Source organism: Pseudomonas sp. HP_08 (assembly GCF_055284095.1).
Genome location: NZ_JBTOQC010000012.1, coordinates 47,915 through 74,739 on the forward strand (window position 1 = coordinate 47,915; position 26,825 = coordinate 74,739).

24 protein-coding genes and 1 pseudogene are annotated in these 26,825 nt (G+C 63.3%); 11 read left to right on the forward strand and 14 right to left on the reverse strand.

Translation table 11 applies throughout. The annotated features are described in order from the left end of the window. Positions 1-58 precede the first annotated feature (58 nt). From ACYAS9_RS11880 to ACYAS9_RS11895, 4 genes are read right to left on the reverse strand one after another with little or no spacing between them, the layout of a single operon-like run. Positions 59-775 carry an ABC transporter ATP-binding protein gene (locus ACYAS9_RS11880; RefSeq protein WP_463568494.1) on the reverse strand — a complete coding sequence of 239 codons (717 nt, stop codon included), beginning with the start codon at positions 773-775 and terminating at the stop codon, positions 59-61. Beyond that, positions 768-1,541, reverse strand: a complete 774-nt coding sequence (locus ACYAS9_RS11885; protein ID WP_463568495.1) for an ABC transporter ATP-binding protein — start codon at positions 1,539-1,541, stop codon at positions 768-770. Before ACYAS9_RS11885 ends, ACYAS9_RS11880 begins: the two co-directional genes overlap by 8 nt. Beyond that, entirely contained in the window at positions 1,538-2,638 is a 1,101-nt protein-coding gene (locus ACYAS9_RS11890; RefSeq protein WP_463568496.1) for an ABC transporter permease subunit, read from the reverse strand. The genes ACYAS9_RS11885 and ACYAS9_RS11890 overlap by 4 nt, the downstream gene beginning before the upstream one ends. Then, positions 2,635-3,585 carry a branched-chain amino acid ABC transporter permease gene (locus tag ACYAS9_RS11895; RefSeq protein WP_463568497.1) on the reverse strand — a complete coding sequence of 317 codons (951 nt, stop codon included), beginning with the start codon at positions 3,583-3,585 and terminating at the stop codon, positions 2,635-2,637. Before ACYAS9_RS11895 ends, ACYAS9_RS11890 begins: the two co-directional genes overlap by 4 nt. A gap of 169 nt (positions 3,586-3,754) precedes the next feature. Here ACYAS9_RS11895 and ACYAS9_RS11900 point away from each other — a divergent pair, with 169 nt between their 5' ends. The 7 genes from ACYAS9_RS11900 to ACYAS9_RS11930 all read left to right on the forward strand — a co-directional run bounded on the left by ACYAS9_RS11900 (position 3,755) and on the right by ACYAS9_RS11930 (position 11,885). Beyond that, complete coding sequence (locus ACYAS9_RS11900) at positions 3,755-4,657, forward strand: LysR substrate-binding domain-containing protein (RefSeq protein ID WP_463568498.1); 903 nt, start codon at positions 3,755-3,757, stop codon at positions 4,655-4,657. 128 nt (positions 4,658-4,785) lie between these two features. Next, positions 4,786-6,354: an ABC transporter substrate-binding protein gene (locus ACYAS9_RS11905; protein ID WP_463568499.1), complete on the forward strand. Its 1,569-nt coding sequence runs from the start codon at positions 4,786-4,788 to the stop codon at positions 6,352-6,354. Then, positions 6,351-7,361 (forward strand): ABC transporter permease, encoded by a 1,011-nt coding sequence (locus tag ACYAS9_RS11910; protein WP_463568500.1) that lies wholly within the window; start codon positions 6,351-6,353, stop codon positions 7,359-7,361. The genes ACYAS9_RS11905 and ACYAS9_RS11910 overlap by 4 nt, the downstream gene beginning before the upstream one ends. Beyond that, entirely contained in the window at positions 7,358-8,194 is an 837-nt protein-coding gene (locus tag ACYAS9_RS11915; protein WP_463568501.1) for an ABC transporter permease, read from the forward strand. The genes ACYAS9_RS11910 and ACYAS9_RS11915 overlap by 4 nt, the downstream gene beginning before the upstream one ends. Next, positions 8,191-9,588, forward strand: a complete 1,398-nt coding sequence (locus ACYAS9_RS11920; protein WP_463568502.1) for an ABC transporter substrate-binding protein — start codon at positions 8,191-8,193, stop codon at positions 9,586-9,588. The genes ACYAS9_RS11915 and ACYAS9_RS11920 overlap by 4 nt, the downstream gene beginning before the upstream one ends. A 24-nt stretch (positions 9,589-9,612) precedes the next feature. Beyond that, positions 9,613-9,999 (forward strand): VOC family protein, encoded by a 387-nt coding sequence (locus ACYAS9_RS11925; RefSeq protein WP_463568503.1) that lies wholly within the window; start codon positions 9,613-9,615, stop codon positions 9,997-9,999. Continuing rightward, positions 9,996-11,885: an SUMF1/EgtB/PvdO family nonheme iron enzyme gene (locus ACYAS9_RS11930; protein WP_463568504.1), complete on the forward strand. Its 1,890-nt coding sequence runs from the start codon at positions 9,996-9,998 to the stop codon at positions 11,883-11,885. The genes ACYAS9_RS11925 and ACYAS9_RS11930 overlap by 4 nt, the downstream gene beginning before the upstream one ends. Positions 11,886-12,026: 141 nt before the next feature. Here ACYAS9_RS11930 and ACYAS9_RS11935 read toward each other — a convergent pair whose 3' ends face one another. The 7 genes from ACYAS9_RS11935 to ACYAS9_RS11965 form a co-directional block, all read right to left on the reverse strand. Next, positions 12,027-12,986 (reverse strand): ABC transporter ATP-binding protein, encoded by a 960-nt coding sequence (locus ACYAS9_RS11935; protein ID WP_463568505.1) that lies wholly within the window; start codon positions 12,984-12,986, stop codon positions 12,027-12,029. Next, positions 12,983-13,981 (reverse strand): ABC transporter ATP-binding protein, encoded by a 999-nt coding sequence (locus ACYAS9_RS11940; RefSeq protein WP_463568917.1) that lies wholly within the window; start codon positions 13,979-13,981, stop codon positions 12,983-12,985. The genes ACYAS9_RS11935 and ACYAS9_RS11940 overlap by 4 nt, the downstream gene beginning before the upstream one ends. A gap of 9 nt (positions 13,982-13,990) precedes the next feature. After that, on the reverse strand, positions 13,991-15,151 hold the full coding sequence (locus ACYAS9_RS11945; protein WP_463568506.1) for a MalY/PatB family protein: 1,161 nt from the start codon (positions 15,149-15,151) through the stop codon (positions 13,991-13,993). A 73-nt stretch (positions 15,152-15,224) separates the two neighbouring features. Next, positions 15,225-17,699, reverse strand: coding sequence for a TonB-dependent receptor plug domain-containing protein (locus ACYAS9_RS11950; RefSeq protein ID WP_463568507.1), 2,475 nt, complete (start codon positions 17,697-17,699; stop codon positions 15,225-15,227). A 148-nt stretch (positions 17,700-17,847) separates the two neighbouring features. Continuing rightward, complete coding sequence (locus ACYAS9_RS11955) at positions 17,848-18,711, reverse strand: sulfurtransferase (RefSeq protein ID WP_463568508.1); 864 nt, start codon at positions 18,709-18,711, stop codon at positions 17,848-17,850. Next, positions 18,708-19,421: a GntR family transcriptional regulator gene (locus tag ACYAS9_RS11960; protein ID WP_463568509.1), complete on the reverse strand. Its 714-nt coding sequence runs from the start codon at positions 19,419-19,421 to the stop codon at positions 18,708-18,710. Before ACYAS9_RS11960 ends, ACYAS9_RS11955 begins: the two co-directional genes overlap by 4 nt. Before the next feature lie 110 nt (positions 19,422-19,531). Further along, positions 19,532-20,473, reverse strand: coding sequence for a LysR substrate-binding domain-containing protein (locus tag ACYAS9_RS11965; RefSeq protein WP_463568510.1), 942 nt, complete (start codon positions 20,471-20,473; stop codon positions 19,532-19,534). An 87-nt stretch (positions 20,474-20,560) separates the two neighbouring features. On the opposite strand from ACYAS9_RS11965, the gene ACYAS9_RS11970 reads away from it, so the two are divergent. Then, entirely contained in the window at positions 20,561-21,622 is a 1,062-nt protein-coding gene (locus ACYAS9_RS11970) for a Gfo/Idh/MocA family protein (RefSeq protein ID WP_463568511.1), read from the forward strand. Between the two features lies 1 nt (position 21,623). Here the strand turns inward: ACYAS9_RS11970 and ACYAS9_RS11975 are convergent, their stop codons facing one another. Together ACYAS9_RS11975 and ACYAS9_RS11980 are read right to left on the reverse strand one after the other, a co-directional pair. Further along, on the reverse strand, positions 21,624-22,253 hold the full coding sequence (locus ACYAS9_RS11975; RefSeq protein ID WP_463568512.1) for a LysE family translocator: 630 nt from the start codon (positions 22,251-22,253) through the stop codon (positions 21,624-21,626). After that, positions 22,247-22,657: a VOC family protein gene (locus ACYAS9_RS11980; RefSeq protein WP_463568513.1), complete on the reverse strand. Its 411-nt coding sequence runs from the start codon at positions 22,655-22,657 to the stop codon at positions 22,247-22,249. The genes ACYAS9_RS11975 and ACYAS9_RS11980 overlap by 7 nt, the downstream gene beginning before the upstream one ends. Positions 22,658-22,743: 86 nt before the next feature. On the opposite strand from ACYAS9_RS11980, the gene ACYAS9_RS11985 reads away from it, so the two are divergent. Beyond that, positions 22,744-24,066 (forward strand): aminotransferase-like domain-containing protein, encoded by a 1,323-nt coding sequence (locus ACYAS9_RS11985; protein WP_463568514.1) that lies wholly within the window; start codon positions 22,744-22,746, stop codon positions 24,064-24,066. Between the two features lie 8 nt (positions 24,067-24,074). Here ACYAS9_RS11985 and tssA read toward each other — a convergent pair whose 3' ends face one another. Beyond that, positions 24,075-25,196, reverse strand: coding sequence for a type VI secretion system protein TssA (tssA, locus tag ACYAS9_RS11990; protein WP_463568515.1), 1,122 nt, complete (start codon positions 25,194-25,196; stop codon positions 24,075-24,077). A 134-nt stretch (positions 25,197-25,330) separates the two neighbouring features. Between tssA and ACYAS9_RS11995 the strand changes: the two genes are divergently transcribed. Next, the gene (locus tag ACYAS9_RS11995; protein ID WP_463568516.1) at positions 25,331-25,732 is read left to right on the forward strand and encodes a VOC family protein; all 402 of its coding nucleotides are present in this window, start codon (positions 25,331-25,333) and stop codon (positions 25,730-25,732) included. A 175-nt stretch (positions 25,733-25,907) separates the two neighbouring features. After that, positions 25,908-26,681 (forward strand): annotated as a pseudogene (locus tag ACYAS9_RS12000) (MCP four helix bundle domain-containing protein); the annotation flags it as partial. Between the last annotated feature and the right edge of the window lie 144 nt (positions 26,682-26,825).

A 26,825-nucleotide genomic window follows, 5' to 3' on the forward strand; every position in this document is an offset into this window, starting at 1 on the left:
CACTCAATCGCGGGCAGAGCGCGCTCCTACAAGAGCGTGTGTGGCTTGAGTCAGGTGGTTATTCCCCCAGATATGCCGCGCGTACCTGCGGGTCGTCGAGCAGTTGTGGCGAGGCGCCTTGCAGGCTGATCCGGCCGCTGTCCATCACATAGCCGCGCTGGGTGACTTGCAGCGCCAGGCGGGCGTTCTGTTCCACCAGCAGCAACGTCATGCCGGTGCGGCACACCTGCTCAATCACTTGAAAAATCTTCTCGACCATCACCGGCGCCAGGCCCATCGACGGTTCGTCGAGTACCAGCAGGCGCGGGCGCGACATCAGGGCGCGGCCCAGTGCGAGCATCTGTTGTTCGCCGCCGGACATCAGCCCGGCCGGTTGCTGCAAGCGCCGGCGCAGGTGCGCAAAGCTGTCGAGTATCCGTTCGATATCGTCGTCGATCGCTGCCGTATCGCGGCGCAGAGAGGCGCCGGCGTGCAGGTTTTCCAGCACGCTCATGCGCGCAAACACACCACGGCCTTCGGGCACCATCGCCAGGCCCAGCTTCAAACGCTCGTGGGCGGCGAGGTTGTTGAGTGGCTGGCCGGCAAAGTGCAGGCTGCCTGCGCTGGCCGGGATCAAACCGGTCAACGCCTTGAGCGTCGAGGTCTTGCCGGCACCGTTGGCGCCGATCAGCGTCACGTGTTCGCCGGCTTCAACGTGCAGGTTCAGCGATTTCACCGCCTCGATGGCACCGTAATGCACGCTCAGGTTGCGGATTTCCAGCAGGGCTTCAGGCATGAGCACCGGCTCCCAGATAGGCTTCGATCACCTGCGGGTCATTACGCACCTGCTGCGGCGTGCCGCGGGCGATGACCTGGCCGTGGTCGAGGACGGTAATGCGATCGCACAGGCCCATCACCAGTTTGACGTCGTGTTCGATCAACAGCAGGGTGCGGCCGTCGTCGCGGATCTTTGCCAGCAGCGTGCGCAATTGCTGTTTCTCCGTGGCGTTCATGCCGGCCGCCGGTTCGTCCAGCGCCAGCAGGCGCGGCTCGGTGGCCAGGGCCCGGGCGATTTCCAGGCGTCGTTGATGGCCGTACGACAAGGTGTCGGCGCGCTGCCCGGCCAGCTCGCCGATGCCGACATACTCCAGCCACTGTTGGGCGATGTCGCGGGTCTCGGCTTCTTCACGGCGGGCGCGGCCATGGCGCAGCAAGGCGGCAAGCAGGCCGTTACGGGTGCGCACATGGCGACCGACCATGACGTTTTCCAGCGCGGTCATGGCCTTGAACAGGCGGATGTTCTGGAAGGTGCGGGCAATGCCGGCGCGCGCCACTTCATGCACCGAGGACGGTTTGTACGCCTGGCCCTGCAACGCAAAGTGGCCGCTGTCGGCCTGGTACAGCCCGGTCATCACGTTGAAAAAAGTGGTCTTGCCGGCGCCATTGGGGCCGATCAGGCCGTGCACTTCGCCGGCCTGAATCTGCAGGTCGACGCCTTGCAGCGCGGCGACACCACCGAAGTGTTTATGCACGCTGTGAATATGCAGCAGTGGCGTGCTCATCGTGCACGCTCCCGCTGCGCAGGCCATAGACCTGTCGGTCTGAAATGCATCACCAGAATCAGTGCCAGGCCGTAGACCAGTTGGCGGATCACTTCCGGGTCGACCAGTACTTCACCAAACAGCGCCAGTTGCAGGCTGCCCATGCTCGCGCGCAGCACTTCAGGCAAGGCGGCCAGCAGCACACAGCCCAGAATCACGCCGGGAATGTGGCCCATGCCGCCGAGCACGACCATGGCCAGCACCGCCACCGATTCGTTGAGGGTGAACGATTCGGGCGAAACAAAGCCCTGAAACGAGGCAAACAACGCGCCGCCAATGCCGCCAAAGGCCGCGCCGATGGCGAACGCCAGCAGCTTCAGGCGCTTGGTGTTCAGGCCCATGGCCGCCGCGGCTTCTTCATCCTCACGAATCGCCATCCACGCACGGCCAATGCGCGAGTCTTGCAGGCGCAGGCAGGCGAGCATGATCAGCACCGCCAGCGCGGCGAACAGATAGTAATAGAGGTACACCGACGGCAACTTGAGGCCAAAGAGTTCCTGGGTACGCGCCAGATTGATGCCGAACACCTGCACCGGCTCGATTGAAGAGATGCCTTTCGGGCCATTGGTGATGTTCACCGGCCGATCGAGATTGCGCATGAAGATGCGGATGATCTCGCCAAAGCCCAACGTGACGATGGCCAGATAATCGCCGCGCAAGCGCAAGGTCGGCGCACCGAGGACGATGCCGAGCCCTGCGGCGAGCAAGGCGGCCAGCGGCAGGATCAGCCAGATCGAGGTGTGCAGGCCGTCGGGCAGCATCGCGGCCAGCGCCGGAAACTGGGTCAGCAAGTGCGGCGACGACAGCAATGCGGCCAGATACGCGCCCAGTGCGTAAAAGGCAATAAAGCCAAGGTCCAGCAGCCCGGCATAACCGACCACGATGTTCAGACCCAGGGCGAGCATGATGTACAACAGGGCGAAATCCAGGGTCCGCACCCAGGCATTGCCGCCCGTGTAACCGGCGATCCACGGCGCCAGCAACAGCGCGGCGGCAAACAGCACCAGGCCCAGTTTCGGACTGGCAGCGCGTTTGAGGTTCAAGGCCAGACTGATCATGCGCGCACCGCCAGCCGCTCGCCGAGCAGGCCCGAAGGGCGCAGCACCAGCACGGCGATCAGCACCATGAAGGCAAAAACGTCCTGATAATTGCTGCCGAACACACCGTTGGTGAGTTCGCCCAGGTAACCGGTGCCCAGCGACTCGATCAGGCCCAGCAGCACGCCGCCGAGCATCGCGCCCTTGAGGTTGCCGATGCCGCCCAGTACAGCGGCGGTAAAGGCCTTGATGCCGGGCAGGAAGCCCATCGAGAAATGCGCGTTGCCGTAGTTGCTGGCCATCATGATGCCGGCCAGCGCCGCCAGGGCGCCGCCGATGGCAAAGGTCAACACGATTACCCGGTTGGGGTTGATGCCCATCAGGCTGGCTACTTGCGGGTTCTCGGCCACCGCACGCATGGCGCGGCCCAGGCGGGTGCGGTTGACCAGCAGCAACAGGGCGCCCATCACCGCCATGGCAATGACCACGGTAGCGATGGCGGTGACATTGGTGATCGCCGGCGCGTGCTCTTCACTGCCCGCGGTGATCTCGATCGGGTCCAGCGGCAGCAGTTGCGGGAACATCTGCGGGTTGCGGCTCCAGATAATCATCGCCACGGTCTGCAACAGCAGCGACACGCCCAGGCCACTGATCAGCGGCGCCAGACGCGGTGCATCACGCAGGCGGCGGTAGGCAACCCGCTCGATCACCCCGGCCAGCAACGCACAGGCCGCCATGGCCAGCACCGTGGCGATGGCCAATACCAGCAGGTCCGGGCAACCCGGCAGGCTGGCCTGCAACCCATGAATCACCGACAGGCCGACCAGCGCGCCGACCATCAACACATCGCCATGGGCGAAGTTGATGATGCGCAAGATCCCGTAAACCATGGTGTAGCCCAGCGCGATCAGCGCATAGAGGCTGCCGAGCACCAGGCCGTTGAGCAATTGTTGAATAAAGGTATCCATGAACAAGAAAGCGCCAGCAAGCAAAGGCGGCACAGTAGGTATTTATTCTGTTTTTATCAAATATCCAAAATTCATATGGTTATATGCGTGCGAATTCAATTGTTGAATTTGTTTTGTTCCAGTAAATAGTGGGTTTCTGAATTCGGCTAATTGGCATTAAGCTCAACACATGAATAATTTAGAACAGTTAACGAGTGATCCGCCGTTGCGCGCCGTGCGCACCTTCGAGGCCTTTGCCCGCCACGGCGGGGTCAATGCCGCCGCGCGTGAGCTCGATGTGTCGGCCTCGGCGATCAGTCACCAGTTGCGCCTGCTGGAAGAGTTTCTCGGCCAGCCGCTGACCTCGCGCCAGGGCCGCAACCTGATCCTCACCGATGAGGGTCGCGAGTATTACCGGGCCATTCGCTCGGCCTTCGCGGTGCTGCGCAGCGCCACCGACCATGTGCGTGAACAGTCGGCCACCCGGCAGATCACCATCAGCCTGATCCCGATGTTCGGCATCAATCTGTTCATTCCCCGGCTGGCCGAATTCCTCGCCGAAAACCCGGGTGTCGACGTCAACGTCACCTACGCCAACCACCGCAGCTACCCCAGCGATGCCGCCGACATCTCGATTCGTTTCGGCACCGGCCACTGGCCCGGTTACCACAGCGAGCCGCTCATGTCCGGCGCCGTCACGCCGTGGTGCAGCCCGGCCTTTTTAAAGCGTCACGGGCCGCTGGATTCACTTCAGGCGCTGACCGAACTGCCGCTGCTGCACGACGAAGAGCGCGGCACCTGGGCGCAATGGTTCCAGACTGCCGGGCTGCGTCATCCGTCTGCGTTGCAAGGCTTGCTGTTCGAAGACGGGCAGCTTGCACTCACGGCCGCGCAGACCGGGCTGGGCGTGGCCTTGCTGCGCGAACCGTTGATCAGCGGGCTGCGCGATCGCGGTGAGCTGGTGAAACTGGCCGAGCATTCGCTGGATGACGGGCGTGCCTATTGTTTGTGTCGGCGTGCGGAAGGCCAGTTGTCCAAGGAAGGCTTGAACCTCTACAGCTGGCTGAAACGCGGCTTGGTACTCGGTGAATAGAAACCGGTTTTTTCGTTATAAGTTAATCGCTTAACGCTCTTAGGCGGGTTTTTGCTGCGCTGATATATTACGTGGCATATCAAAACCTGCTTCACCTTGTGGAGTGCGGGATTTCCATGAGGTGTGCGTTGAACGCTCGTTTTCTGCCATTGCGTCGCTCGCTGATGTTGGGGTTAGGCTTGCTGTGCCTGGCCGCGTGCCAGCCGGACACCAGCCCGCAGCGCCAGGCGACGCTGGTCATCGCCGTGCCGTCGGACCCGGTCGGTCTCGATCCTGCGCTGAACAGGGCAGAGCCGGTGGGCAGCGAGATCATCCTTAATCTGTTCGACACCTTGCTGGCCTGGGCGCCGCCGCGCTTCGAGCACCTGCAAGGGCGTCTGGCCAAAGACTGGCAATGGTCGGCAGACGGCCGGCAACTGACGCTGAACCTGCGCGCTGGCGTGCGTTTCCAGAACGGTAACCCTGTGGATGCCGAGGCCGTGCGCCGCTCGCTGGAGCGGGCGCGTGCCGGCAATCCTTTTCTGGCCGCCAGTTTCAAGCCGGTCCGCGCCATCGTGGTGACCGGGCCGTTGAGCCTGCGCATTGACCTTGATGAGCCGACGCCGATTCTTGGCGCCTTGCTGGCCCAGCCGCAGGCGGCCATCGTCGATGTCAGCAGCGTGCAAACCGGGCGCCAGCCGGTGGGCAGCGGCGCCTTCAGCTTGCGCCGCTACAGCGCCGACACCGACGTGGTGCTGGAGCGCAACCCGGATTACTTCCGTGGCCCTGCGCAGTTGCAACGGCTGGTCTACCGGATCATTCCGGACGCGGCGACCCGGCGGCTGGAGCTCAAGTACGGCGGGGTGGATATCAGTCCGCAGCTCAGCCAGCTGTCGACGCTGGTGGCCGACGATGTGGCCGCCTTCCGTGATAGCGGGCAGATCGATGTGCTCGAGCAGCGTAGCCAGATCGTGCGCCAGCTGGAATTCAACAACCTCAAGACCGACAGCCCGGTCAGCGACCTGCGCGTGCGTCAGGCCATGGCCTGGGCGGTGGATTACGACGGGCTGGTGCGCCATGTGCTGGGCGATACGGTCGAGCGGGTGTATGGGCCGTTGCCCAGCGCCAGTTGGGCGTTCGATACCCAATTGCAGGCTCAGGCGTTTACTCATGACCCGGCCAGGGCGCGGCAATTGCTCAGCGAGGCGGGTTATCCGCCCGGCACGCTGAAGCTTACGCTGTACACCTATCAAGGCCTGCTGTGGAGCAGTGTGGCGACGTTTCTGCAGGCCAATCTGGCCGAGGTCGGTGTGCAGCTGGAGATCCGCCAGGAAGAGTTTTCGCTGTTACGCGCGCGGCATGTGTCGGGGGATTTCGACATTGCCCTGGACGGTCGCCAGCCCTGGTACAACGACCCCGATGCGCACATCACCATCGGTTATCTGTCGAGCCTGGCGCGTTCGGCGATGACCTTTCGCATGCCGGCCAACCCTGCGCTGGACCAGGCGATCGTCGATGCCGCGCGAGAAAGCACGCCGGCACGCCGCACCCAGCGTTATGTCGAGTTGCAGCGTGAGCTGGTTCAGCGCGTGCCGGCCATTTATCTGTTCAGCAACAAGCTGATCGTGTTCAAGCGCCCGCAGGTCAAGGGCCTGCTGCTCAACAGCGCGCCGCCGCTGAATGAATACTGGAGCGTGTACAAGGAGCCGGCCTTGTGAAAACGTTTATCTTGCGCCGCACCTTGGCGGCGCTGCCGGTGCTGCTGTTGGTGTTGCTGCTGATTTTCTCGCTGTCGCGGGCCATTCCCGGTGACCCGGCGGCAAGCCTGTTGGGGCCGGAGGCGAGCAACGCGCAAATCGCCGCGCTGCGTTTGCAGTTGCGCCTCGACGAGCCGCTGTACAGCCAGTTCGTCACGTACCTGGGCGGTGTGCTGCAAGGCAATCTGGGCACCTCGCTGAAAAGCGGCCAGCCGGTGCTCGATGAGGTGCTGCAGCGCCTGCCGGCGACCCTGGAACTGACCGTGCTGGCGACCTTGCTTGCGGTGCTGCTCGGGGTGCCGCTGGGTATTTATGCGGCCTTGCGCTGCGGCACCTGGGTCGATCACCTGATCCGCCTGTTGTCGCTGGCCGGGGTGTCGACGCCGGCATTCGTCACCGCGCTGATCCTGCAAACCCTGTTCAGCATTCACTTGGGCTGGCTGCCGATTTCCGGGCGCAGCAGCCCGTGGTGGATCGACGAGCCGATAACCGGGCTGGTGCTGGTGGACTTCGTGCTGCGCGGCAACTGGGCCGGGGCCGGTGATGCGTTGCTGCACATGATCATGCCGACCTGTGTGCTGGCGCTGTTTCTGGCGGCGGTCATCGGTCGCTATATCCGCAACAGCCTGCTCGAAACCCTGGGCGAAAATTACATTCGCACCGCGCGGGCCAAGGGCATGGGCGAAACCACGGTGGTCTGGGTACACGCCTTGCGCAACTCGCTGCTGCCGGCGATCACCATCGTCGGCCTGCACTTTGCCGAAATGCTCGGCGGCGCGATTCTCACCGAAACCGTGTTCGCCTGGCCCGGCATCGGCCGTTACATGCTCGACGCCATTCATAACCGCGACTACCCGGTGATCCAGGGCACCACACTGGTGTTTGCCTTGCTGTACATGGGCGTGTCGCTGCTGGTCGACCTGCTCTACGCGGCCGCCGACCCACGCTTGCGAGTGCACACGGCATGAGTGAATTGAAGCACTACCTGCGCGCTAACCCGCTGGCGCTGCTGGGCCTGACGCTGCTGGCGCTGATTCTGCTCGGGGTGCTGTTTCCCGGCGTATGGACCGCCTGGGCGCCGGACCGCATGGCAGTGGCCGGGCATTTTGCCGCGCCGGGCAACGGCCACTGGCTGGGCACCGACCAGTTTGGCCGCGATGTCCTGAGCCGCCTGTTGCACGGTGGCCAGTACACCTTGCTGATCGGCTGCGGCGTGGTCGCCCTGGCATTTACTGCTGGCGTAACCCTGGGCACGGTGGCCGGCTTTTTCGGCGGCTGGGTCGACGGCGTGATCATGCGTCTGGTCGATGCCTTGCTGTCGTTTCCGGGGCTGGTGCTGGCGATTGCCCTGGCGGCGACCTTCGGTCCCGGACTGGTCAATGCCATGCTGGCCGTGGCGCTGAGCATGGCGCCGGCCTTTGCCCGGGTCGCGCGTGGCCAGGCGTTGAGCATCACCGCGCGGCCCTATGTCGAGGCGGCGATTTCGATCGGTGTGCCGACCCGCACGATTCTGCTGCGCTATGTGCTGCGCAACGGGCTGGGACCGCTGCTGGTGCAGGCCTCGCTGGGCGTGGGCAGCGCCATTTTGCAGACCGCCAGCCTCGGTTACCTCGGTCTTGGCGCTCAACCACCGCAATCGGAGTGGGGCGGCGACCTGGCCGCCAACCTGCAATTTATCGACCGCTCGCCGTGGATCGCCCTGGCGCCCGGCATCGCCATTCTGCTCACGGTGCTGAGCTTCAACCTGATCGGCGATGCACTGGCCGAGTGGTTCAACCCGAAGAAAAGGAACAGCCGATGACACGGGATACGCTGGCGCTGCGAGTCGCGCTGGAAAAGGTCGACTTCTTTGCCGCCAACCGGGTGACTGACGACACCAGCATTCTGACCCTCAAGAACCTGGTCATGGAGCCCTTGTGTTACTGGCAGGACGGCCAGTTGCACCCTGCGCTGTTTGCCCGCTGGAGCCACAGCGCCGATGGCCGCCACTGGCGCTTCGAGATTCGCCAGGGCGCGCGCTTTCACGATGGGCACTTGTGCCAGGCCAGCGATATTCTGGCGTTCATCGACGGCATTCTGGCGTCGCGCGACACCTTCGGCATGCCGTGGGCCTATTCGCGCTATTTCGCCCAGGCGCACTTCAGTGCCGGCGACGATTTCACCGTGCTGATGCAAAGCGCCGAGCCCATCGGCGACATTCTGGAAATATTTTCCGAGTTCTATATTTGCCGCGAAGACCCGCAAGGCCTGCCATTGCTGGGCACCGGTCCTTACCGTGTCGTGGATTTTCACCGCGGGCACATGGCGCGTTTACAGCGCGTGAGCGGGCAGGGTCCGCAGCAGCTTGCGTTTGTCGCCTGCGCCACCGCCGAGGAGCGCTATCGGTTGTTGCAGCAAGGCGAGGTCGATGTCGCCACCCACCTGGAGCGTGGCGAGGCTCGGCTGGATTTCGACCCGCGCTGGCAATGGCAGCGGCGCCTCAACACCTTGTCGGTCATGCAGTACCTCAACTGCAGCAGCGGCCTGTTCAGCGATCCGCGTGCGCGGCTGGCCGCCAACCACGCACTGGACAGCCAGGCGCTGGTCAACGAGGTGCTGCAGGGCCTGGGCGAACCGTCGGCCACGGTGGTCAGCCCCTGGCACACCGGGCATCGCCAGGCCGGCATCAGCCCGCTGCGACACGACCCGGCGCTGGCCCGGCACCTGCTCGATCAGGTGGGTGGCTGCGCCAAGGTGCTGATCCGTACGCCGTTGTACATGCCGGAAAAAGCCGAACAGATCAGCCGCTTTGTGCTCGATTCGCTGGCGCGTGTGGGCATCGAAGGTGTGCTGGAGGTGCAAAACGATCGTCCCGAGTACGCCCGCGAGATCGGTCGCAAGCAGATGGGCGATGCGGCGATTTTCGATTCATCGCCGCACAGCACCTACCGGATTCTCAACGACAAGATTTCATCGACGGTGCAAGGCGTCTGGTGGCAAGGGTTCGACGACCCGGCACTGGAGCCGTTGATTCTGGCGGCCAATCACAGCCTTGAGCCCGGCGCCCGCGCGGCGGCCTACGGGCGTTGTCTGGCGCGATTGAATGCCAATCCGCCGTGGTTGTACCTGTTCCACCCGCACGTCCTATTCGCCGCCCGCCACGACCTTGCCGGGTTGAGCCTGGGCGCCAAGGGCGATCTGTTGATCGCGCATTAATCTCGTACAGACTCTGGAGCCAGCATGGATTCCCGCTACTCAATCACCTTTTTCTACTACGACGACCTGCTTGCCGCCGCCACCTTCTACGAGCAGGTGCTGGGTCTGGAGCTGGCGCTGGACCAGGGCATGGCGCGCATTTACCGGATTGGCAGCGGCGCCAGCTACTTCGGCATCGTTGACGGCACCAAGGGCCATTTGCGCAGCCAGCCGCAGAGTGCCGCCTTGCTGACCCTGGTCGATGAAGACGTTGCCGGTTGGCATCAGCGCCTGACAGAGCAGGGCATCGACGGCCTGTCGCCGATTCTGCGCGGCAATTACTGCGAGCACTTCTTCTTTAAGGACCCTGGCGGCTATGCCGTGGAGATTCAGCGCTTTCATAACCCGGACGTGGCGGCGCTGTTTCGATGAGCCTGCATCAGCGCATGCAGCACCTGGCCCGCCAGCAGCTTGAACAATTGGGCAGCCCGACGCTGGCGCACAGTTATATCCCGCTGCTGACACGTTTTACCCAGGAAGACCGCGACGCCAAGGGCCTGCGCACCTTCACGGACGGCCAGGACAGCCAGCCGCCGATCCATCTGGCGGCACTGGAACTGGTCCGCGATTACCGCCTGTTGCTGCTGCAAGGCCCGCCCGGCAGCGGCAAGTCGCTGTTTGCCCGGCATCTGGCGCTGTGTGCCAGTGGCGCGCTGATCGATGATCCATCGTTCAACCCGGATCTGTTGCGCCGCCTTGAGCCGCGTAACGAGCAAAGCGACCGCCGCGAACTGGCCTGGAGCGCGCTGCCCATAGCGCAGTACCACGTGGCGCGTGACCTGCAGGCGATCATGGAAGACAACCAGCAACTGGCTCGCCACTGGCTGGACGCCGGCCAGCCGCTGTTGTTGATCATCGACGACGTGCAGTTGCTCGATGACCATCAGCAATTGCTGGCGCAGGCCAGCGAACTGAGCGAACGCTACCCGGCCTTGCACGTGCTGTTGCTGGGCGACAGCGACCTGTGCGGCGAATGGAACCTGCCCGCTGCCTGGCAGCGGCACACGTTGCTGCCGTTGCTGGCCAGCCAGCGTCGGGCCTGGCTGGCCACGCAGCGTTATGAGTTGCTGCGCGATCACTGGCTGGCGGATTGGGCCGGGCATCCGGCGACGTTCGCCCTGGCCTTGACGGTCGATGAAGCGCACAGCGAGTTTGACCTGGCGCGCCGTGTACGAGAGCGGCCGATGGATGACTCGCGTTATAACCAGCAACTGCTGCAAGCGGCCGGGCTGGTCGAGCGCAGCCCGGCGCAGATTGCCCGGTGGCTGGCCTCGCAACCGGTGCAGGCGCAACGGCCGGTTGTGCTGTACGCCCGCGCGCTGCACGCGCCGGGCGAACTGTTCGACGCGCTGTTGCAGCATCGCGAAGTGCCGGCCTGCGTGCTGCTGGCGGCAGAACTGGCCGGGGCCGGGCATGCCGGTTTACAGGATGCACTGCTGAACCTGATCGAAAAACCGGGCGCAACGCTGCATCAACGAGTGGCGGCCGGCCAGGCCCTGGCACGCTTGGGTGACCCGCGCGATTTGCTGGCGCTGTGTGCGATACCCGCTGGTGAGCTGTGCATGGGCACCGCCGAATACGCCACTGCCCGTCCTGCACATCGGCTGTCGGTCGCGGCCTTCAGCATGGGGCGTTATCCGGTCAGCAATGCTGCTTACCAGCAATTTATCCAGGCCACCGGGCGCGAATGGCGCTCTGTCGAGGGCCGCCTGCCCGAGCGGCGTAATGCCCCGGCGGTCGACCTGACCTGGCACGATGCGCAGGCTTTCTGTGCCTGGTTGACGCTTGAATGGCAAGGTGAGGGGCGAATTCGCCACGATCAACAGGTGCGCCTGCCCACCGAGCCGGAATGGGAATACGCGGCCCGCGGCACCCAGGATCAATCGGGCTTGAGCTATCCCTGGCAAGGCCCGTGGCAAGCCGACCATTGCAATGGCGAAGAAGCCTCGCTGAACGACACCTGCACGGTCGGCCTGTTTCCGCTGGGGCGCACGCCGTGGGGCTGCGACGACCTGTGCGGGCAGGTCTGGGAATGGACCAGCACGCTGTGGGGCGAAGACATGAGCCAGCCGCGTTTTGCGTATCCCTATGCAGACGACGGCCGCGAAGACCTCTCCGCCCCGGACCGCGTACGCCGCGTGTTGCGCGGCGGCTGCTTTTCCAGCCCGGCCTGGAAAGCCTGCTGCAGCTATCGCGGCAGCCTGGAAGCCAATGGCTTCTGGCGCGGCAACGGCTTCCGGATTGCAGTGAGTCGCTGATCTCACCGTGAATACTTCAGGGCCCTTTCGCGAGCTTTACGCTCACTCCTACGCGATTTGTGTCGTACGCAATACCAGGCCGCCCCCAAAATCCGTAGGAGCGAGCGCCAGCTCGCGAATGCTGACTGTGTTTCAGCACATTCAAATATGGTGACACGCCACAAAATGCCCCGTTGCGACCTCACGGCTATCAGGCGCTTGTTCGGCGCAGGTTGGGCTGCGTCTTGGGCATCCGGCGTAGTAGCGGCAGGCATTCGGGCTGGCGGGGGCGTGTGGAATGACCGCCGCCAGCGGCGTCGGCGGTCGGTGCATGCGGGGCACCGATTCGAGCAATAACTGCGTATACGGATGCAGCGGCTGTGCATACAGCTCATCACACGGTGCGCGTTCGACGATGCGGCCGCGGTGCATCACCGCCACCTGGTCGCTCATGTGCCGGACCACCGCCAGGTCATGGGCGATGAATACATACGACAACCCGTGCTGTTGCTTGACCGCTTGCAGCAGGTTGAGCACTTGCGCCTGCACCGATACATCCAGCGCCGACACCGGTTCGTCGGCGACGATAATCCGTGGCTGCAAGGCCAGTGCGCGGGCAATGCCGATGCGTTGGCGCTGGCCGCCAGAGAATTCATGGGCAAAACGGCTGGCATGGGTGCCGCGCAGGCCGACGTGTTCGAGCAGTTGAGTCACCCGCTCGCCGCGTTCGGCTTTGCTCAGCCCCGGCTGATGCAGTTTCAGCGGCTCTTGCAGTGACTCACCCACGCTGTACGCCGGGTTGAACGAGGCGCCGGCGTCCTGAAAGATCATCTGGATCTGCGGGCGCAGCGGCTCGAACTGGCGGGCGGGCAGGGCCAGCAGGTCGACGCCGTCGAGCCGTACTTGCCCGCGACTGGCCTGCACCAGACGCAGCAGCATGCGCCCGGTGGTCGATTTGCCGCTGCCCGACTCGCCGACCAGGCCGAGGGTCTGGCCGGGCGCGAGGTCAAAACTTACGCCGTCCACCACGTTATGCCGGGAGCGCGGTTTAAACAGCGAGGTGCGTGGGCCGGGGTAATCCTTGCTCAGGTCGCGGACCTGTAGCAGTGGCGAAGCATTCATGGGCGGGACTCGGACAAGGGATGCCAGCAGCGCACCTGCTGTTGTTCATGGCGCCGGGCCGGGCCAGGTGGGGAGCTTAGCTCGGGCAACTGTTCCAGGCAGTCAACGGCTGCCCGTTCGCAGCGCTCGACGAACGCGCAGCCGCGCGGGCGCTCGTGCAGGTCGGGCACGCTGCCGGGGATGGTCGGCAACTGCGCGCAGCGCTGGTCGATGTCCGGCATGGCGCGCAGCAGGGCGGCGGTGTAGGGATGCGCCGGCGCTGCGCGCAGGGTCGAGACGTCGGCCTGCTCGACGATCTGTCCCAGGTACATGACCGCGACCCGGTCGGCGTAACGCGCGACCACGCCAAGGTCGTGGGTGATCAGCAACAAGGCCATGTTGCGCCGTCGGCACAGGCCGTGCAGCAGGTCCATGACCTGGCGCTGCACGGTGACGTCGAGCGCGGTGGTCGGCTCGTCGGCAATCAGCATGGCCGGGTTGCAACTGATCGCCATGGCGATCATGACCCGCTGGCACATGCCGCCCGACAACTGATGGGCATAGGCATCCAGGCGCGCTTCAGGGTCTTGAATGCCGACTTCGTGCAGCAACTGCACCGCCTGCACCCGCGCCTCGGCCGCGCTCAGGGATCGATGACGGCGCAGGGTTTCGGTCAACTGCCGGCCGATGCTCAGCACCGGGTTCAGTGAGGTCATCGGGTCCTGGAAGATCATCGCCAGGTCCTTGCCGCGCAACTGGTCGAGTTGTCGACGGTTCAGGCCGCGCAGGTCGCAGCCATTAAGGTGTACGGAGCCTGCGACCACCTGGCCGCTGTCGGCCGGGATCAGGCCCATGATCGACATGGCCGTGGCGCTTTTGCCGCAACCGGACTCACCCAGCAAGGCGAGCACTTCGCCGGCGCGCACCTCAAGGTCGACACCGGCCACCGCTTCAACCGGACCGCGCCGGGTAGTGAAGTGGGTGCGCAGGCCTTCGACCCTCAGCACGCTGGACATGGCTGTCACTTAACGCGGCTCCTGATCACGTTGCAGGCTGTGCTGCATACGGCTGATGGCCTCTTCAAGCAAGGCGCGCGGGCAGCCGAAGTTCAGGCGCACGTACTGACCCCAGGCCGCGCCGAAGTCCTGACCGGCGCTGAGCGCGACGTTTGCCTGTTCAAGAAAGAAGCGCTGTGGGTTATCCAGCTTCAGGGCCGAGCAGTCGAGCCACGCCAGGTACGCGCCTTGCACCGGTGCCATGCGCACGCCCGGCAGGCGTTGCGGCAAAACGTCCAGCAGCCAGTCGCGGTTGGCTTGCAGGTAAGTCAGCGCCTGTTCCAGCCAGTCGCCGGCTTCGGCGTAGGCGGCGCGAGTGGCTTCCAGACCCAGGGCATTGACGCTGTCGACCATGCCCAGGCGCGTGGCATTGAAGCGCTGGCGCAGCTCGGGATTGCTGACAATCGCAAACGCGGTCTTGGTGCCGGCGATGTTGTAGGCCTTGCTGGCCGACTGCAGCGTCACGGTGCGCTCGGCAACCGCCGGACCCAGCGAGGCGAAGGGAATATGACGGCGACCATCGAACAACAGGTCGGCATGGATTTCATCGGCGATGACCAGCACGTCGCGGGCAACGCAGATGTCAGCGATGCGTTGCAGCTCGTCGCGTTCGAAGACCTTGCCGATCGGGTTGTGCGGGTTGCTCAGCAACAAGGCGCCGCCTTGCGCCAGCGCCTGATCGAGGGCGGCAAAGTCGGTGTGGTATTCACCGTTTTCGCCGAGCGTAAACGCAAGCTCGATGCTTTGGTGTTGCCAGTAGCCTGCGGCCGCCCGCAGCGGGCTGTGATTGGGCACTTGCACCACCACCGGCGAGTTCGGTGGCAGCAGGCCTTTGAGCGCCATGCTGATGCCGGGCTCGACACCCGGCAACATCAGCAGATGCTCGGCTTCTATGCGCCAGCCATAGGCGCGTTGCTGGTGCTCGACCAGCGTGGCGAGCAATCGCGGCTGCGCCAGGCTATAGCCCAGAAACGGGTGCTCGAGGCGTTGGCGCATGGCCTCGATAATCGGCGGCGCGATGGCGAAGTCCATGTCGGCGACCCATAGCGGCAACACATCGTCGGGGTAAAAATCCCATTTGCGGCTGCCGGTGTCGCGGCGCGGGTAAACGGTGTCGAAATCGAAATTCATGGGGGCGGTCTCATCATGGCTTGCGCGCACTTTAGGGCACCCTTGTGCGCGCAGGCCAGTCTTGCACATTCAATCAGAATGCATAGTTCAGGCGGGTGTAGTAATACGCGCCGTTGGCACCGAAGGGCGACAGTCCGGTGTCGTAGGGCAGCTCGTCACGCAGGTACTGGTCGTTGCTCGACTTGATCTTCGACGGGTAGGTGTTGAACAGGTTGTCGGCACCTGCGGTCAGGGTCCAGCCCGCGATGCGGTAGTTGACCGAGGCGTTGGTGATCCAGCGTGCCTCGTAGCGTTGCGGCTCGATGCCGGCCGGGTACGGGTAGGACGCCGGCGAGCGGGTCACCGCGCCATAACGGGTCTGATTGAGCAGCACGTTCCAGTTGCCCAGGCTCCAGTCGGCGGTGATCGAGTACTTGGTGCGCGGCGTGGCGTCGGTCAGCAGGCTTTCGCTGCCGGGCCCGAACAGCGTCGCGGACGGTGAGTAATGGCTGAGAATGCCGTTGCTGCCATTGATCGACAGGACCTTGGTCTTGTTGTAGTTGGCCGCCAGCGACAGGTTCAGCTTGCCGAATGCTTCCAGGTCGAAGCGATGGCTGCTGACCAGGTCGACGCCACGGGTGCGGGTTTTCGCGCCGTTGGTGAAGAACTGCGCAGCGGTCACTTGCTGGCCGGGCACTTGGCTTTCGAAGTAGTTGGCCAGCGCGGAGCCGGTCGGCATCAGGATCTTGTCGGTGTACAGAATCTGATCGTCGATGGTGATCTGGTAGGCATCGACCGTCACGTCCCAGTCACGGGTCGGCGACCAGACCAGGCCCAGGCTGATGTTCTGCGATTTCTCAGGCTTGAGGTCCTGCGAGCCGAGTGCGCGGGCGGCGGCGCTGTCGACCGCGTAGGTGCCCGACTGTTGTAGCTGCTGGTTGACGATGCTGGTGTTGATCGACTGGTAATGCTGCTGGGCCAGCGAAGGTGCGCGAAAGCCGTTGGACAGCGTGCCGCGCAGGGCCACTTCGTTGTTCAACTGGTAACGCAGCGACAATTTGCCGGAGCCGGTGGAGCCCACGCCGTTGTCATAGTCCTCGTAACGCGCGGCGACGCCGGCCGAGAGCTTGTCGGTGAGGTCGGTTTCCAGGTCGACAAAGGTGTTGAAGCTGTTGCGGTGCCAGTTACCGGTCTGGCTTGGCGGCGTGCCGGTGCGGATCTGCGCGCCGACGGCGCTGCCTTCGATGCCGTAGTACGACGAGGCTTCGCCCGCAGTGATTTCGTAGCCTTCGCGGCGCACACCGCCGCCCCAGGTGAACGCCACCGGGTTGGGCAAGCCGAGGTTGAACTCGCGGCTCCACTCGGTGCCGGCCTGGGCGTCGCTCGAACGGTACGAGCCCAGGTAGAAGTGCGTCGGGCTCTCGCCGAAGGCGCGGTAGTACGACACGTTGAGCGTGTTCCAGGCGTTGAGTTCGACCTTGTTGCGCCCGTAGCTGGCGAAGGTTTTCCAGTCCCAGTTCTCGGTGCGGCCCTTCAGGCCCAACGTGGTTTGCAGGTCTTCGGAGGTAACCACTTGTTCCGGCAGATAGCCGTTGGGATAAATAGCGGTGATGTTGCGGTTGTTGTTCTGGGTCCGGTAGAAACCGTACGTGGTGGCTTCGCGCTGGCCGAGGATGACGTTGCCGTAGGCGGTCAGGTCATCGGCCAGGTCGAATTCGAATACGCCGGCGCCCTGAAAGTCGGTTTCTGGCGAATCACCGCGATTCTGGTAGGCGTAGCCGCCGTCAGCGGCAGCGGTCTGGGCGTTTTGCGCGCCGAATTGTGCGCGGTCGGTGCCGTCCAGGTTCTGCGCGGCGAACGAGAAGCGCGCCCAGCCCGGATGCTCGTTGCTACCCAGATCCACGCCGTAGCTGCCCGACAGGCCGCGACGAATACCGTCGCCGGCGTCGGTCTTGCCGAACTCGGCGGCGATGTTGTTCGAGCCAGGCTTGGCGCCGTGCTTGAGGATGATGTTGACCACGCCGGCAATGGCGTCGGAACCGTACTGCGCCGAGGCGCCGTCACTGAGCACTTCGATGCGCTCGATGGCCGCCAGCGGGATCGAGTTGATGTCGGCCGGTGCCGAGCCGCGCGACACGTCACTGTTGAGGTTGACGGTTGCCGAGGTGTGATAGCGCACGCCATCGACCAGCACCACGGTCTGGTTGGGCGACAGGCCGCGCAGGATAAACGGCCGTTGCAGGCCGGCCGCGCCCTGGTTGAAGCGCGGGAAGGTCACCGCCGGAAGCAGGGCGCTCAAGGCACTGCCGATGTCCGAATAGCCGCTCGATTGCAGCTCTTTGCTGGAGATCACCTGGATCGGTGCCAGCGAGTCGGCGACGGTGCGTCCGGTCTGACGGGTGCCGGTAACGACGATTTGCGACAGCTGGGTGTCGGTCGCAGCGGTTTGCGCTTCGTCGCCGGGCGCAGGTGCAGCGATGGCCGTTACGGTAAGGGCCTGCGTGCAGAGCAATGCGCCGAGCGTGGCGGTTTTCGACAGCCTCGACAGGCCGGATCCGGAGTGGATCATGATGGTGGAACTCCCCTGATAAGTTAAATGGAACGCAACGCTCCCTTTTCCTGTGTAGGGTCATTCGGGCGCAGAAAGCCACTGCGCACGTATCGGCCGTGCGCGAGCGGGTGTGACGAACGTGTTTTTTCCCTGACTCCTGGAGGAGTTATGAGCCCTGTTCTACAGGTCGCTCGGGGTCGGCACTCCATGCCGACCAGGAACCGACATACATCGGTGCGTCGATGCCCAGACACGCCAGGGCAAGAATGGCGTGGGCGGCGGACACCCCGGCGCCGCAATACACCGCTGTGGCCTGTTGGTCATTGATGCCGGCGGCGGCGAACAAGCGTTGCAGCGCCGCATCAGGCAGAAAGCGCCCGGCCGCATCGAGGTTGTCCGCGGCCGGAATATTCACCGCCCCCGGAATATGCCCGCGCGCAGGTTCGCCACTGGCGCTGGGGCCACCCTGATAGTTGGGGGCAATGCGCGTGTCCAGCAACACGCCGCTGGCGGCCCATTGCTGCGCCTGGCTGGCGTCGATTTGTGCCATATGCCCGGCTTCAAGAATCGCTGTGCCCGGTCGTGCCGGGCGCGCCGCCTGACCCTGCCGGTCTTCGGCACTCAGCGCGGCCCACGCGGCATAGCCACCGTCGAGCAGCCGCACATTGGCAAGGCCGGCCCAACGCAACGTCCACCAGGCACGCGCCGCTTGCAGGCCGCCACTGTGGTCATACACCACCACTTGCGTATTTTGATCGATGCCCCAGGCCTGTACCTGCGCCTGCAAGTGTTCGATGGCCGGCAACGGTCGCGAGCCTTGCCGGCCGCCGCCTGCTGCGGCGAAATCGGTGGCCAGATCACTTTCCTGGGCACCGGCAATCCGTGGCCAGTCGCTGAACGGTACGTCATTGGCGATATCCGGGCTGCGTACCGCGAGCACCACCGGCGGGTTGGTGCTGCGCAGGGCATCGGCCAGCGTCGTGGCATCGATCAACACGCGTGAACGCAGGGTTTCAGGGGCGTGGCTCATAGCGAGATATCCAGTTGTTGCGAAGCCATCAGCGACTGAATCAGGCCGCGATGGGTGCTGGCGATATGTTCACTCATCACCTTGCGGGCCTTTTCCGGGTCGCCTTCGCGCAGTACGGCCAGCAGGTCATGGTGCTCGCGGTTGGTTTCGGAGTTCACATCACGCGCCTGGGCACCGAGGTGGAAGAAGCGCTCGCCTTCTTCAAGGTGGCTGACGATCAGGGCATGCAGGCGTGGATTGCCGGTGGCGCGGCTGATCGCCAGGTGAAATTCACGATTGGCATCGACGAATTCTTCACGGCTCTTGCCTTCATCAAGGCGGTACGAGGCATCGGCCAGTTGTTCGAGTTGCTGGAAATCCGCCTCGGAGAAATTGCGCACTGCCAGCGCGGCGGCATCGCCTTCAAGGACCGCGCGGACATGGAACAGGTCATTGATGGCCTTGAGCGTCACCGGTTTGATGCGGTAGCCACGGCGCGGAAAGCTTTCTACCAGGCCTTCAAGGCACAAGCGCATCAGCGCCTCGCGCACCGGTGTCTTGCTCATCTGCAAGTGCTCGGATAACTCCTGCTCGGAGATGTCCATGCCGGGCGGCATTTCACAGTTGATGATCTTGCCGCGCAAGGCAGCATAGGCTTGCTCGGTCAGGGATCTGGCAGATTTTGGAGGCGCTTGTGGCAGGGTGTCGCGCTGCGCGGTGGACTTGGCCATCAGAAGTATCCAGCTTGATATGCGGCGTAATATATCAGCAAAAATATCAGGCGGATAAAGGGCTTACCAAGTATTTGCTTATAAGGTTAGAACCGCTGCGCAGGCCGTATTCAGATCCCGCGCAAGGCATGCGGCCCCTCGCTCAGCTGGTTGCTGAGAAAGTCCAGGCACACCCGGATCTTCTCCGATTCCGATCCTCGCACCGTGGTCACCGCCGAGACATCGGCGGCCTGGCGCCAAGCCGGTAACAGGCGCACCAGTTTGCCTTGTTCAAAGCTGGGCGCCACATCCCAAGCCGAGGCCAGGATTATGCCGAAGCCATCGTGCGCCCACTCCCGCACGATATCGCTATTGTTAGCGGCCATCGGGCCGGTGACTTTTACGGTTTGCATGCCATTGGGGCCGTCAAGGCGCCACAGGCCAAAGCTGCTGTCGCGGTCGCGAAACAGCAAGCAGTCATGCCGGGTCAGCTCGGCCAGTGAAGCCGGGTGGCCGCGTTGTTCGAGGTAGCCGGGCGCGGCGCACAGAATGCGCTCGCTGCTGACAATCTTGTGCGCGATCAGGTGCTGTTCGCTGATCTCACCGACGCGAATATCGATATCGAACTGTTCGCCGATCAAATCGGTGCGTTTGTCGGTCAGCTCCAGCCACACATCGAGCTTGGGGTAGCGCTTGCGCAGCAAGGCCAGCACCGGGGCGACATGAAAGCGGCCCAGGCGCTGGCTGGTGGTGATGCGCAACAAGCCTCGCGGCTCGACCTTATCGCCGTGCGCGGTGTCGAGCATGGACTCGACATCTTCAAGGATCTTGCGCGCCCACACGAGCATCGCTTCACCTTCACGGGTAATCGACACCCGGCGCGTGGTGCGGTTGAACAGCTTGCAGTTGAGCGTTTGCTCCAGGGTCGCCAGCCGCTTGCTGACATGTGCCGGCGAAATGCCGAGTTCTGCGCCGGCACTGGCGAAGCTTGAACGTCTGGCGATGGTGGTGAACAACAATAGATCCCGCAGAAACGGGTCATTATTCGCTATGGGAGAATTCTGATTTTCCATTGGGGCTGATTATGCTGCGAAGGGGAGATAGTAGGCTGGATCGTAGCAGCATCCACCGACAACAATAAAACCCGTGAAGAGCACAGCATGTCTGGAAAAATCAAAATTGCCGTCGCTGGCGTGGGCCTGATCGGCCGCCGTCATATTGAGCTGGTGCAAGCGAGTTCATCCTGTGAACTGGTCGCGGTGGTCGACCCCATGCCGCTGCCGGCTGACTCTCTGGCCAGCCTGGGCGTGGCGCAATACGCCGATTTGCCGGCGCTGTTCGCGGCGGGCAAGCCCGACGGGGTGATCCTCGCGACCCCCAATGCACTGCATGTCGAGCAGGCGTTGCTCTGCATCGAGGCCAGTGTCGCCGCCTTGATCGAAAAGCCGGTCGCGCACAGTGTCGAGGAAGGCACGCGGCTGCTGGCGGCGTCAGAAGCAACGGCTGCGCGGTTGCTGGTCGGCCATCATCGTGCGCACAGCCCGCTGCTGGCCCGTGCGCGGGAGGTGATCCGCGAAGGCATCCTGGGCGATATCGTCGCCGTGCAGGGCAGCGCGCTGTTCTACAAACCCGATGATTATTTCGATGCCGCGCCATGGCGGCGGCAGGCCGGCGGTGGGCCGATCCTGATCAACATGATTCACGAGATCGGCAACCTGCGTTCACTGTGCGGCGAGATCGTCGCGGTGCAGGCGATGCAATCGAATGCCGCCCGCGGCTTTGCCGTCGAAGACACGGTGTGCATCGGCCTGCGTTTCGAGAACGGCGCGCTGGGCTCGTTTCTGCTCTCGGACTCGGCAGGCTGCGCGCGCAGCTGGGAACAGACCTCGCAAGAGAATGCCAGCTACCCGTCTTATGACGATGAAGACTGCTATGTCATCAGCGGCAAGAACGGCTCGCTGGCGGTGCCGACCTTGCGCATCAAACACTATGCCCGGACTGAGCAGCGCTCATGGTTCACGCCGTTTCAGACGGCCGTGGCCGAAGTGCAACGGCACGATCCGCTGGCGCTGCAACTGGAGCATTTCTGCCGGGTGATTCATGGGCTTGAAGCGCCGCTGGTGACGGTGCGCGACGGGCTGCGCAACCTGATCATTACCGAAGCGATCAGCGAGGCGGCCCGGAGTGGGGAGATTGTGCCTACGGCGCCTGCATGCTCATGAGTCACACCGGCGTTGAAGTGAGCGCCAGACGAATCGCCAGCAGGACCAGAACAATCGCAAGGCCGCGCGACTGCCACTGCATGGCGTCACCGTTGCGTGATGCCAGACGACGGATTGCACTCCCCAGCATGCCCAGTGCGATATGGAAGACGATCGCGATCAGCGTCAACACCACGCCCAGCAGCACTATTTGCCGGGTAATCGACGCACTGCCTGGCACAACGAATTGCGGCAGAAACACCATGAAAAAGAGCAGGGCCTTCGGATTGAGTAACGAGCTGAGCATCGCGCGCATGCACACCGACCTCACGCAGGCCTGAATGTGGGCGTGGGTCGGCAGTTCTGCGCGCACCCGAATGGCCTTGTAGGCCATCCACAGCAGATAGAGCACACCGGCCCAGCGGATCAGGTCGAACGATGGCGGCCACTGGGCTATCGCGGCCGTCAGACCGGCGGCTGTCAGTGCGGTCAATACCAGGTCGGCCGCGCCTATGCCGAGCGCGGCGGCCACGCCGCCACGCCAGCCGTAGCGTGCGCCGTGCGCAATCACGAACGCCATGTTCGGGCCGGGCGACATCAGCAGCAGTAACACCGCCCCGGTAAAGAGTAGTAGCGTCGATGGCTCTAGCATGGGTGTTCCAGATCGCCACGATGGACGATGTGAAGCTTGTTGCCATCAGGGTCACGAAGGTAGGCGCCGTAGTAACCCTGGCCATAACAGGGCCGCTCGCCCGGCGCGCCTTCGTCAGTACCGCCATGCAGCATGCCCGCCGCCCAGGCCGCCCGCACGCTATCGGGCGTTTGGGCGTTGAACGCCAGCATGCTGCCATTGCCGGGCGTGGCGGCACGACCATCGCGTGGCAGGTAGACATAGAACCTGGGCAAGACGTGCGTCGGGTGAACCCAGCAAGCCGAGGCCGGGCCGCCATCCGGGATCAACGCTCGACGGACCAGCCCGAGCGGCTCAAGCAGGGCGTCATAAAAAACCGAGGCTCTTTCGAGGTCGGTGCAACCCACGGTGATGTGACTGAACATGTCTCGTACGTCTTGTTGATTTGTGTGGTTTTGCAGCCTAACCTCGCCAACCTGATACACACAAAGAATTGTTCTAGATACATTCGATGACGAAACCACGCTACAAAACCATTGCCGACCACATGGCGAAAGCCATTCGCAGCGGAAGTTTGCGCCCAGGAACGCAGTTGCCCACGGTGCGCGCGCTGATGAGCGAACACGGTATTGCCTTGGCGACCGCCGCTCGCGTGTACCACTCACTGGAGGCAATGGGCCTGGTGGTGGGCGAAATGGGGCGCGGCACCTTTGTACGTGACACCTCGCTGGCGCGCGACCAGGGTCTGCAGCAGGCCTCTCAGGCCGGAATGATTGACCTGACGTTCAATTACCCGTCGCTGCCTGAGCAATCGGAGCTATTAAGGCAGGCACTGCGCACTATCGCCTCGTCGGGAAATCTGGATGCCTTGCTGCAATCGGCGCCCCATGGCGGACGTGTGCATGAACGAGAGATCGCGGCGAAACACCTGCGTAATCGAGGCATTCGAGTGCCCGGCTCGCAGGTCTTGATCGTCAATGGCGCGCAGCAAGGGTTGGCGCTTGCGGTGATGGCGACGTTAAAGCCAGGCGATGTACTCGCTGTCGACGCGCTCACCTATCCAGGCATCAAGGCGCTGGCCGGCGCGCATCACCTTGAGCTGGTGCCCATACCGATGATGGATGGCAAGACCCATCTGGATGCGCTTGCAGCCACCTGCAAGCGGCGTCCGGTACGCGCGTTTTACGCCATGCCAACCCTGCACAATCCCTTGGGGTCGGTCATGTCGATCGCCGACCGTGAACGCCTGGTGGCGCTGGCCGAACAGCATGACTTCATGCTTATCGAAGACGGCGCCTACGCCTTTCTGGCCGAGCCCGTACCCAAGCCTTTGTTCATGCTCGCACCGCATCGCACCGTGTATGTCTCCGGCCTTTCCAAGAGCGTCGGCTCGGGCCTGAGAATCGGATTCGTCGCAGCGCCCGTGTCGCTTATTCCGGCGCTTGAGCAAGCCCTGCGAGCCTCTTCATGGAGTTCGCCGTCGATCACGGTTCAGTTGGCGTGTCGCTGGATCGAGGAGGGCGTGGTCGATGATCTTGAGGCGTTGAAGCGCAAAGATGCCGCGCACAGGCAACGGCTTGCCCGGCGCGTACTCAGCGGCATCGACCTGGTCGCGCATCCCGATTCCTACTTCCTGTGGCTGCCATTGCCTGAAGAGCTTCGTGCTGAGAGCGTCGCGGCCGCCTTGCGCCGCGACAACGTGCTGGTCACGACAGCAGAGCCGTTTTCAGCCGCATCCAGTACGCCGAACGCGCTGCGGGTGGCGCTGGGGTCCGTGCCGCTCGACATGCTGGAGTTGTCCCTGAAGAAATTGAGGCTTGCCTGCGGTTATTAGGGACTGGTCTACGGCAACACCCCAAGCACCGACCAGATTCGCCGTGTGTCCACGTCGGCATTCACCAGTTCGCCGAGTAAATCGCGCAGGGGTTTGTTGCCCCATTCGATGCCGCGATTGATCAGGTACGGTACCGGGCTGTGCGGTTCGATCCTGGCCAGGTACTCGGAAATCACCTTCAACTGCTGATAAGCCGCTTCGCGCGACGGCGGCGTCCCCGTCGGTAATTGTGGCGCCGGTGCAGGGGCGGGCGCGGCTGCCTGGGTGACCGCGGCGGCGGTAACAACGGGCACTGCAACCGGTGCGGGCTCGGGCTCTGGCTCCGGTACGGGTTCAGGGTGCATCGAGAGAAATTCCTGTTGGGCCTGGCGCTGCAGTTCCAGGCCGTGTTGCAAGGCGATGAAGCTGGGGGCTTCGTCGCCCAGATGCATGTCGCTCCAGCGGTTGAGGCGTTCCAGATTGACCAGACAGGTATTGAGCACCTGAATCTGCTGAGCGATTTCGCGTGCAGGGACTTGCAGCACCGATTCTGCCCACTGGCGCAGCAGGTCTTCGGCTTCCTTGGCTTCGGCCTGGATGCGTTTGTTCTCGCTGGTGTTGCGCCGCAGCTTTTGTGCGTGCGTCCACTGCGAAAGGGTCAGGCCTTCGAAGTCCCGTGCGTGGATGACCAGCATCGGCATGCGCACATTGAGGATTTCACTGTAGTTGCGGGCCGCCCAGGCCAGCGGCGGTGCGAGCCAGCTCGGGTCTTCGTCCTGAGCGCGCGGGTAAAGCTGGCCGCCATAGCGTTCGCCCAGTTCGGCGAGCAGTTCCAGGGCCACGCACAGCCCGACCAGACGGTAACGCTGCAACCAGGCCTCGCCCAGCCACACCGCGACCATCAGGTCTTTGCTGCGCTGGCGCAGCAGTTCGCTGGCTATCAGTTCGACCTTGGGCCAGTTGCTGCGTTTGAGGTCGTGCTCCCACACGCCACGCGGCAGGCTGGCGTCGTCTTCGCGGCGCGCCTCGCGCAGCCGGTCAATTTCGCGGGAGTCCTTGAGGCTATGGCCGACCGGATTGTCGCCTGCAAAGGCGGCGAGCAGGTCCGGCAGCGCTTTGCGCAGGCTGTCGAGAGAGATGGATTCAGTCATGGTGTGAACTCGGCGGTGGTCGTCAGTGCGGGCAACCGATTGATAACAGGGTAGGACGCAGCCTGTGCAATCGTATTCTAGGCTGATGGGTTATAACTCTGCCACGGCAGATTGCCACCTATCGAGGAGACCCTATGTTCAGTCATATCCAGATCGGCGCCCGCGACCTTGAGCGGCAGATTGCTTTTTATGAGGCGGTACTGGCGCCGCTGGGCCTGGTGCGCATGGCAGACGAGGCCGATGGCGGTCCTGCCGGTGCCGGCTGGCACACGCCGGGCAGCAAGCGGCCGCTGTTTTACGTGCAATTGCCGTTCAACGGCCTGCCGGCAACCTGGGGCAATGGTGTGCAGGTCAGCTTCGCCGCCGGCTCCCAAGAACAGGTGCGTGCGGCCTGGCAGGCGGCGCTCGATCACGGCGCCAGCGACGAAGGTGAGCCCGGTATTCGGGCCCATTACGCACCGGACTATTACGGTGCGTATTGCCGCGACCCTGAGGGCAACAAACTGTGCTTTGTGCACACCGACGACGCTCAATAGCCAGCGTTGCTTAAGTTGCTCGGCTGTCCATCGCCCTGTGCATCAGCCGTATATAGATGACGCAAAAGACTTTTCTTTTAAAGACTCCCTCATGACCGCCGATATGGAAAATAGCCATATTTATGGCAATAGATATTCCATATTGATATATAGCACTCAGAAAAAGGTATTTCTCATGCTGTTGCGGAGTCTGAAAATTGCTTCAAGGTCGAGCATTTTCTTTGCGTCATTCACCCTGTTGTTAATCATTGTCGGGGCTTTTTTCCTGAGTAAAACCGCACAACTCAGGCAGATCGAGCAGGACATCGAAACTGGTTCGCTGCAAAGCATCAATGTCACCGGCAAGATCAACGCGGCCCTGATTTCCATGCGCCTGGAAACGCAGCGGCTGATTACCGCAAAAGACCCCACCGATATTCAGGACACCAACAAGCGCCTGGACGGTTTTCGCGAGAACTTGAAGCAAGGGCTGAATGACTTTGCGCCTTTGGCCAAGAGCGATGAGGTCAAGGCTATTTTTCTGCCGCTGAAGTCGTCGTTCGATGATTACCTGCGCTTGCAAGCGCAACAGCAGCAGATGCTGAACGCGGGGCAGGTGGCCGAGATGGTCAAGTTCACCGCCGACCAGGGTGTGCCGACGATAGGCCGTGCCATCAGTAAGGGCCTGGCTGATCTGGCGGCCTTCAACGAGCGTTTCGCGGCCTTGCAGGGCGAAGAGGCGGGAACGATTTATACGCACACACGCACGGCGCTGTTCATCGTGATCGCTCTGGCGGTGATCTACACCCTCTTCATTGCCTGGGTCTTTACCCGCAGTGTGACGCAACCGCTTTATCACGCGGTCGCGGTTGCCCAACGCATCGCCAAGGGCGATCTGTCCGGGCAAATTGTGGTCGACGGTGCAGATGAAGCCACCGATCTGCTGCGCGCGCTTGATGGCATGCAACGCGAGCTGCATGAAACGCTGAAGCTGATTGCTTCTTCGTCCGAACGCCTGGCCTCGGCGGCGGAGGAGATGTCGACGATCAATCAGGAAAGCAGCCGTGGCTTGCTGCAACAGAACATCGAGATCGATCAGGCCGCGACGGCGGTC

Coding starts and splice junctions, on each gene's coding strand:
- ACYAS9_RS11880 (WP_463568494.1), bottom strand. CDS start 775: ATGCCTGAAGCCCTGCTGGAAATCCGCAACCTGAGCGTGCATTACGGT.
- ACYAS9_RS11885 (WP_463568495.1), bottom strand. CDS start 1,541: ATGAGCACGCCACTGCTGCATATTCACAGCGTGCATAAACACTTCGGT.
- ACYAS9_RS11890 (WP_463568496.1), bottom strand. CDS start 2,638: ATGATCAGTCTGGCCTTGAACCTCAAACGCGCTGCCAGTCCGAAACTG.
- ACYAS9_RS11895 (WP_463568497.1), bottom strand. CDS start 3,585: ATGGATACCTTTATTCAACAATTGCTCAACGGCCTGGTGCTCGGCAGC.
- ACYAS9_RS11900 (WP_463568498.1), top strand. CDS start 3,755: ATGAATAATTTAGAACAGTTAACGAGTGATCCGCCGTTGCGCGCCGTG.
- ACYAS9_RS11915 (WP_463568501.1), top strand. CDS start 7,358: ATGAGTGAATTGAAGCACTACCTGCGCGCTAACCCGCTGGCGCTGCTG.
- ACYAS9_RS11920 (WP_463568502.1), top strand. CDS start 8,191: ATGACACGGGATACGCTGGCGCTGCGAGTCGCGCTGGAAAAGGTCGAC.
- ACYAS9_RS11925 (WP_463568503.1), top strand. CDS start 9,613: ATGGATTCCCGCTACTCAATCACCTTTTTCTACTACGACGACCTGCTT.
- ACYAS9_RS11930 (WP_463568504.1), top strand. CDS start 9,996: ATGAGCCTGCATCAGCGCATGCAGCACCTGGCCCGCCAGCAGCTTGAA.
- ACYAS9_RS11935 (WP_463568505.1), bottom strand. CDS start 12,986: ATGAATGCTTCGCCACTGCTACAGGTCCGCGACCTGAGCAAGGATTAC.
- ACYAS9_RS11940 (WP_463568917.1), bottom strand. CDS start 13,981: ATGTCCAGCGTGCTGAGGGTCGAAGGCCTGCGCACCCACTTCACTACC.
- ACYAS9_RS11945 (WP_463568506.1), bottom strand. CDS start 15,151: ATGAATTTCGATTTCGACACCGTTTACCCGCGCCGCGACACCGGCAGC.
- ACYAS9_RS11950 (WP_463568507.1), bottom strand. CDS start 17,699: ATGATCCACTCCGGATCCGGCCTGTCGAGGCTGTCGAAAACCGCCACG.
- ACYAS9_RS11955 (WP_463568508.1), bottom strand. CDS start 18,711: ATGAGCCACGCCCCTGAAACCCTGCGTTCACGCGTGTTGATCGATGCC.
- ACYAS9_RS11960 (WP_463568509.1), bottom strand. CDS start 19,421: ATGGCCAAGTCCACCGCGCAGCGCGACACCCTGCCACAAGCGCCTCCA.
- ACYAS9_RS11965 (WP_463568510.1), bottom strand. CDS start 20,473: ATGGAAAATCAGAATTCTCCCATAGCGAATAATGACCCGTTTCTGCGG.
- ACYAS9_RS11970 (WP_463568511.1), top strand. CDS start 20,561: ATGTCTGGAAAAATCAAAATTGCCGTCGCTGGCGTGGGCCTGATCGGC.
- ACYAS9_RS11975 (WP_463568512.1), bottom strand. CDS start 22,253: ATGCTAGAGCCATCGACGCTACTACTCTTTACCGGGGCGGTGTTACTG.
- ACYAS9_RS11980 (WP_463568513.1), bottom strand. CDS start 22,657: ATGTTCAGTCACATCACCGTGGGTTGCACCGACCTCGAAAGAGCCTCG.
- ACYAS9_RS11985 (WP_463568514.1), top strand. CDS start 22,744: ATGACGAAACCACGCTACAAAACCATTGCCGACCACATGGCGAAAGCC.
- tssA (WP_463568515.1), bottom strand. CDS start 25,196: ATGACTGAATCCATCTCTCTCGACAGCCTGCGCAAAGCGCTGCCGGAC.
- ACYAS9_RS11995 (WP_463568516.1), top strand. CDS start 25,331: ATGTTCAGTCATATCCAGATCGGCGCCCGCGACCTTGAGCGGCAGATT.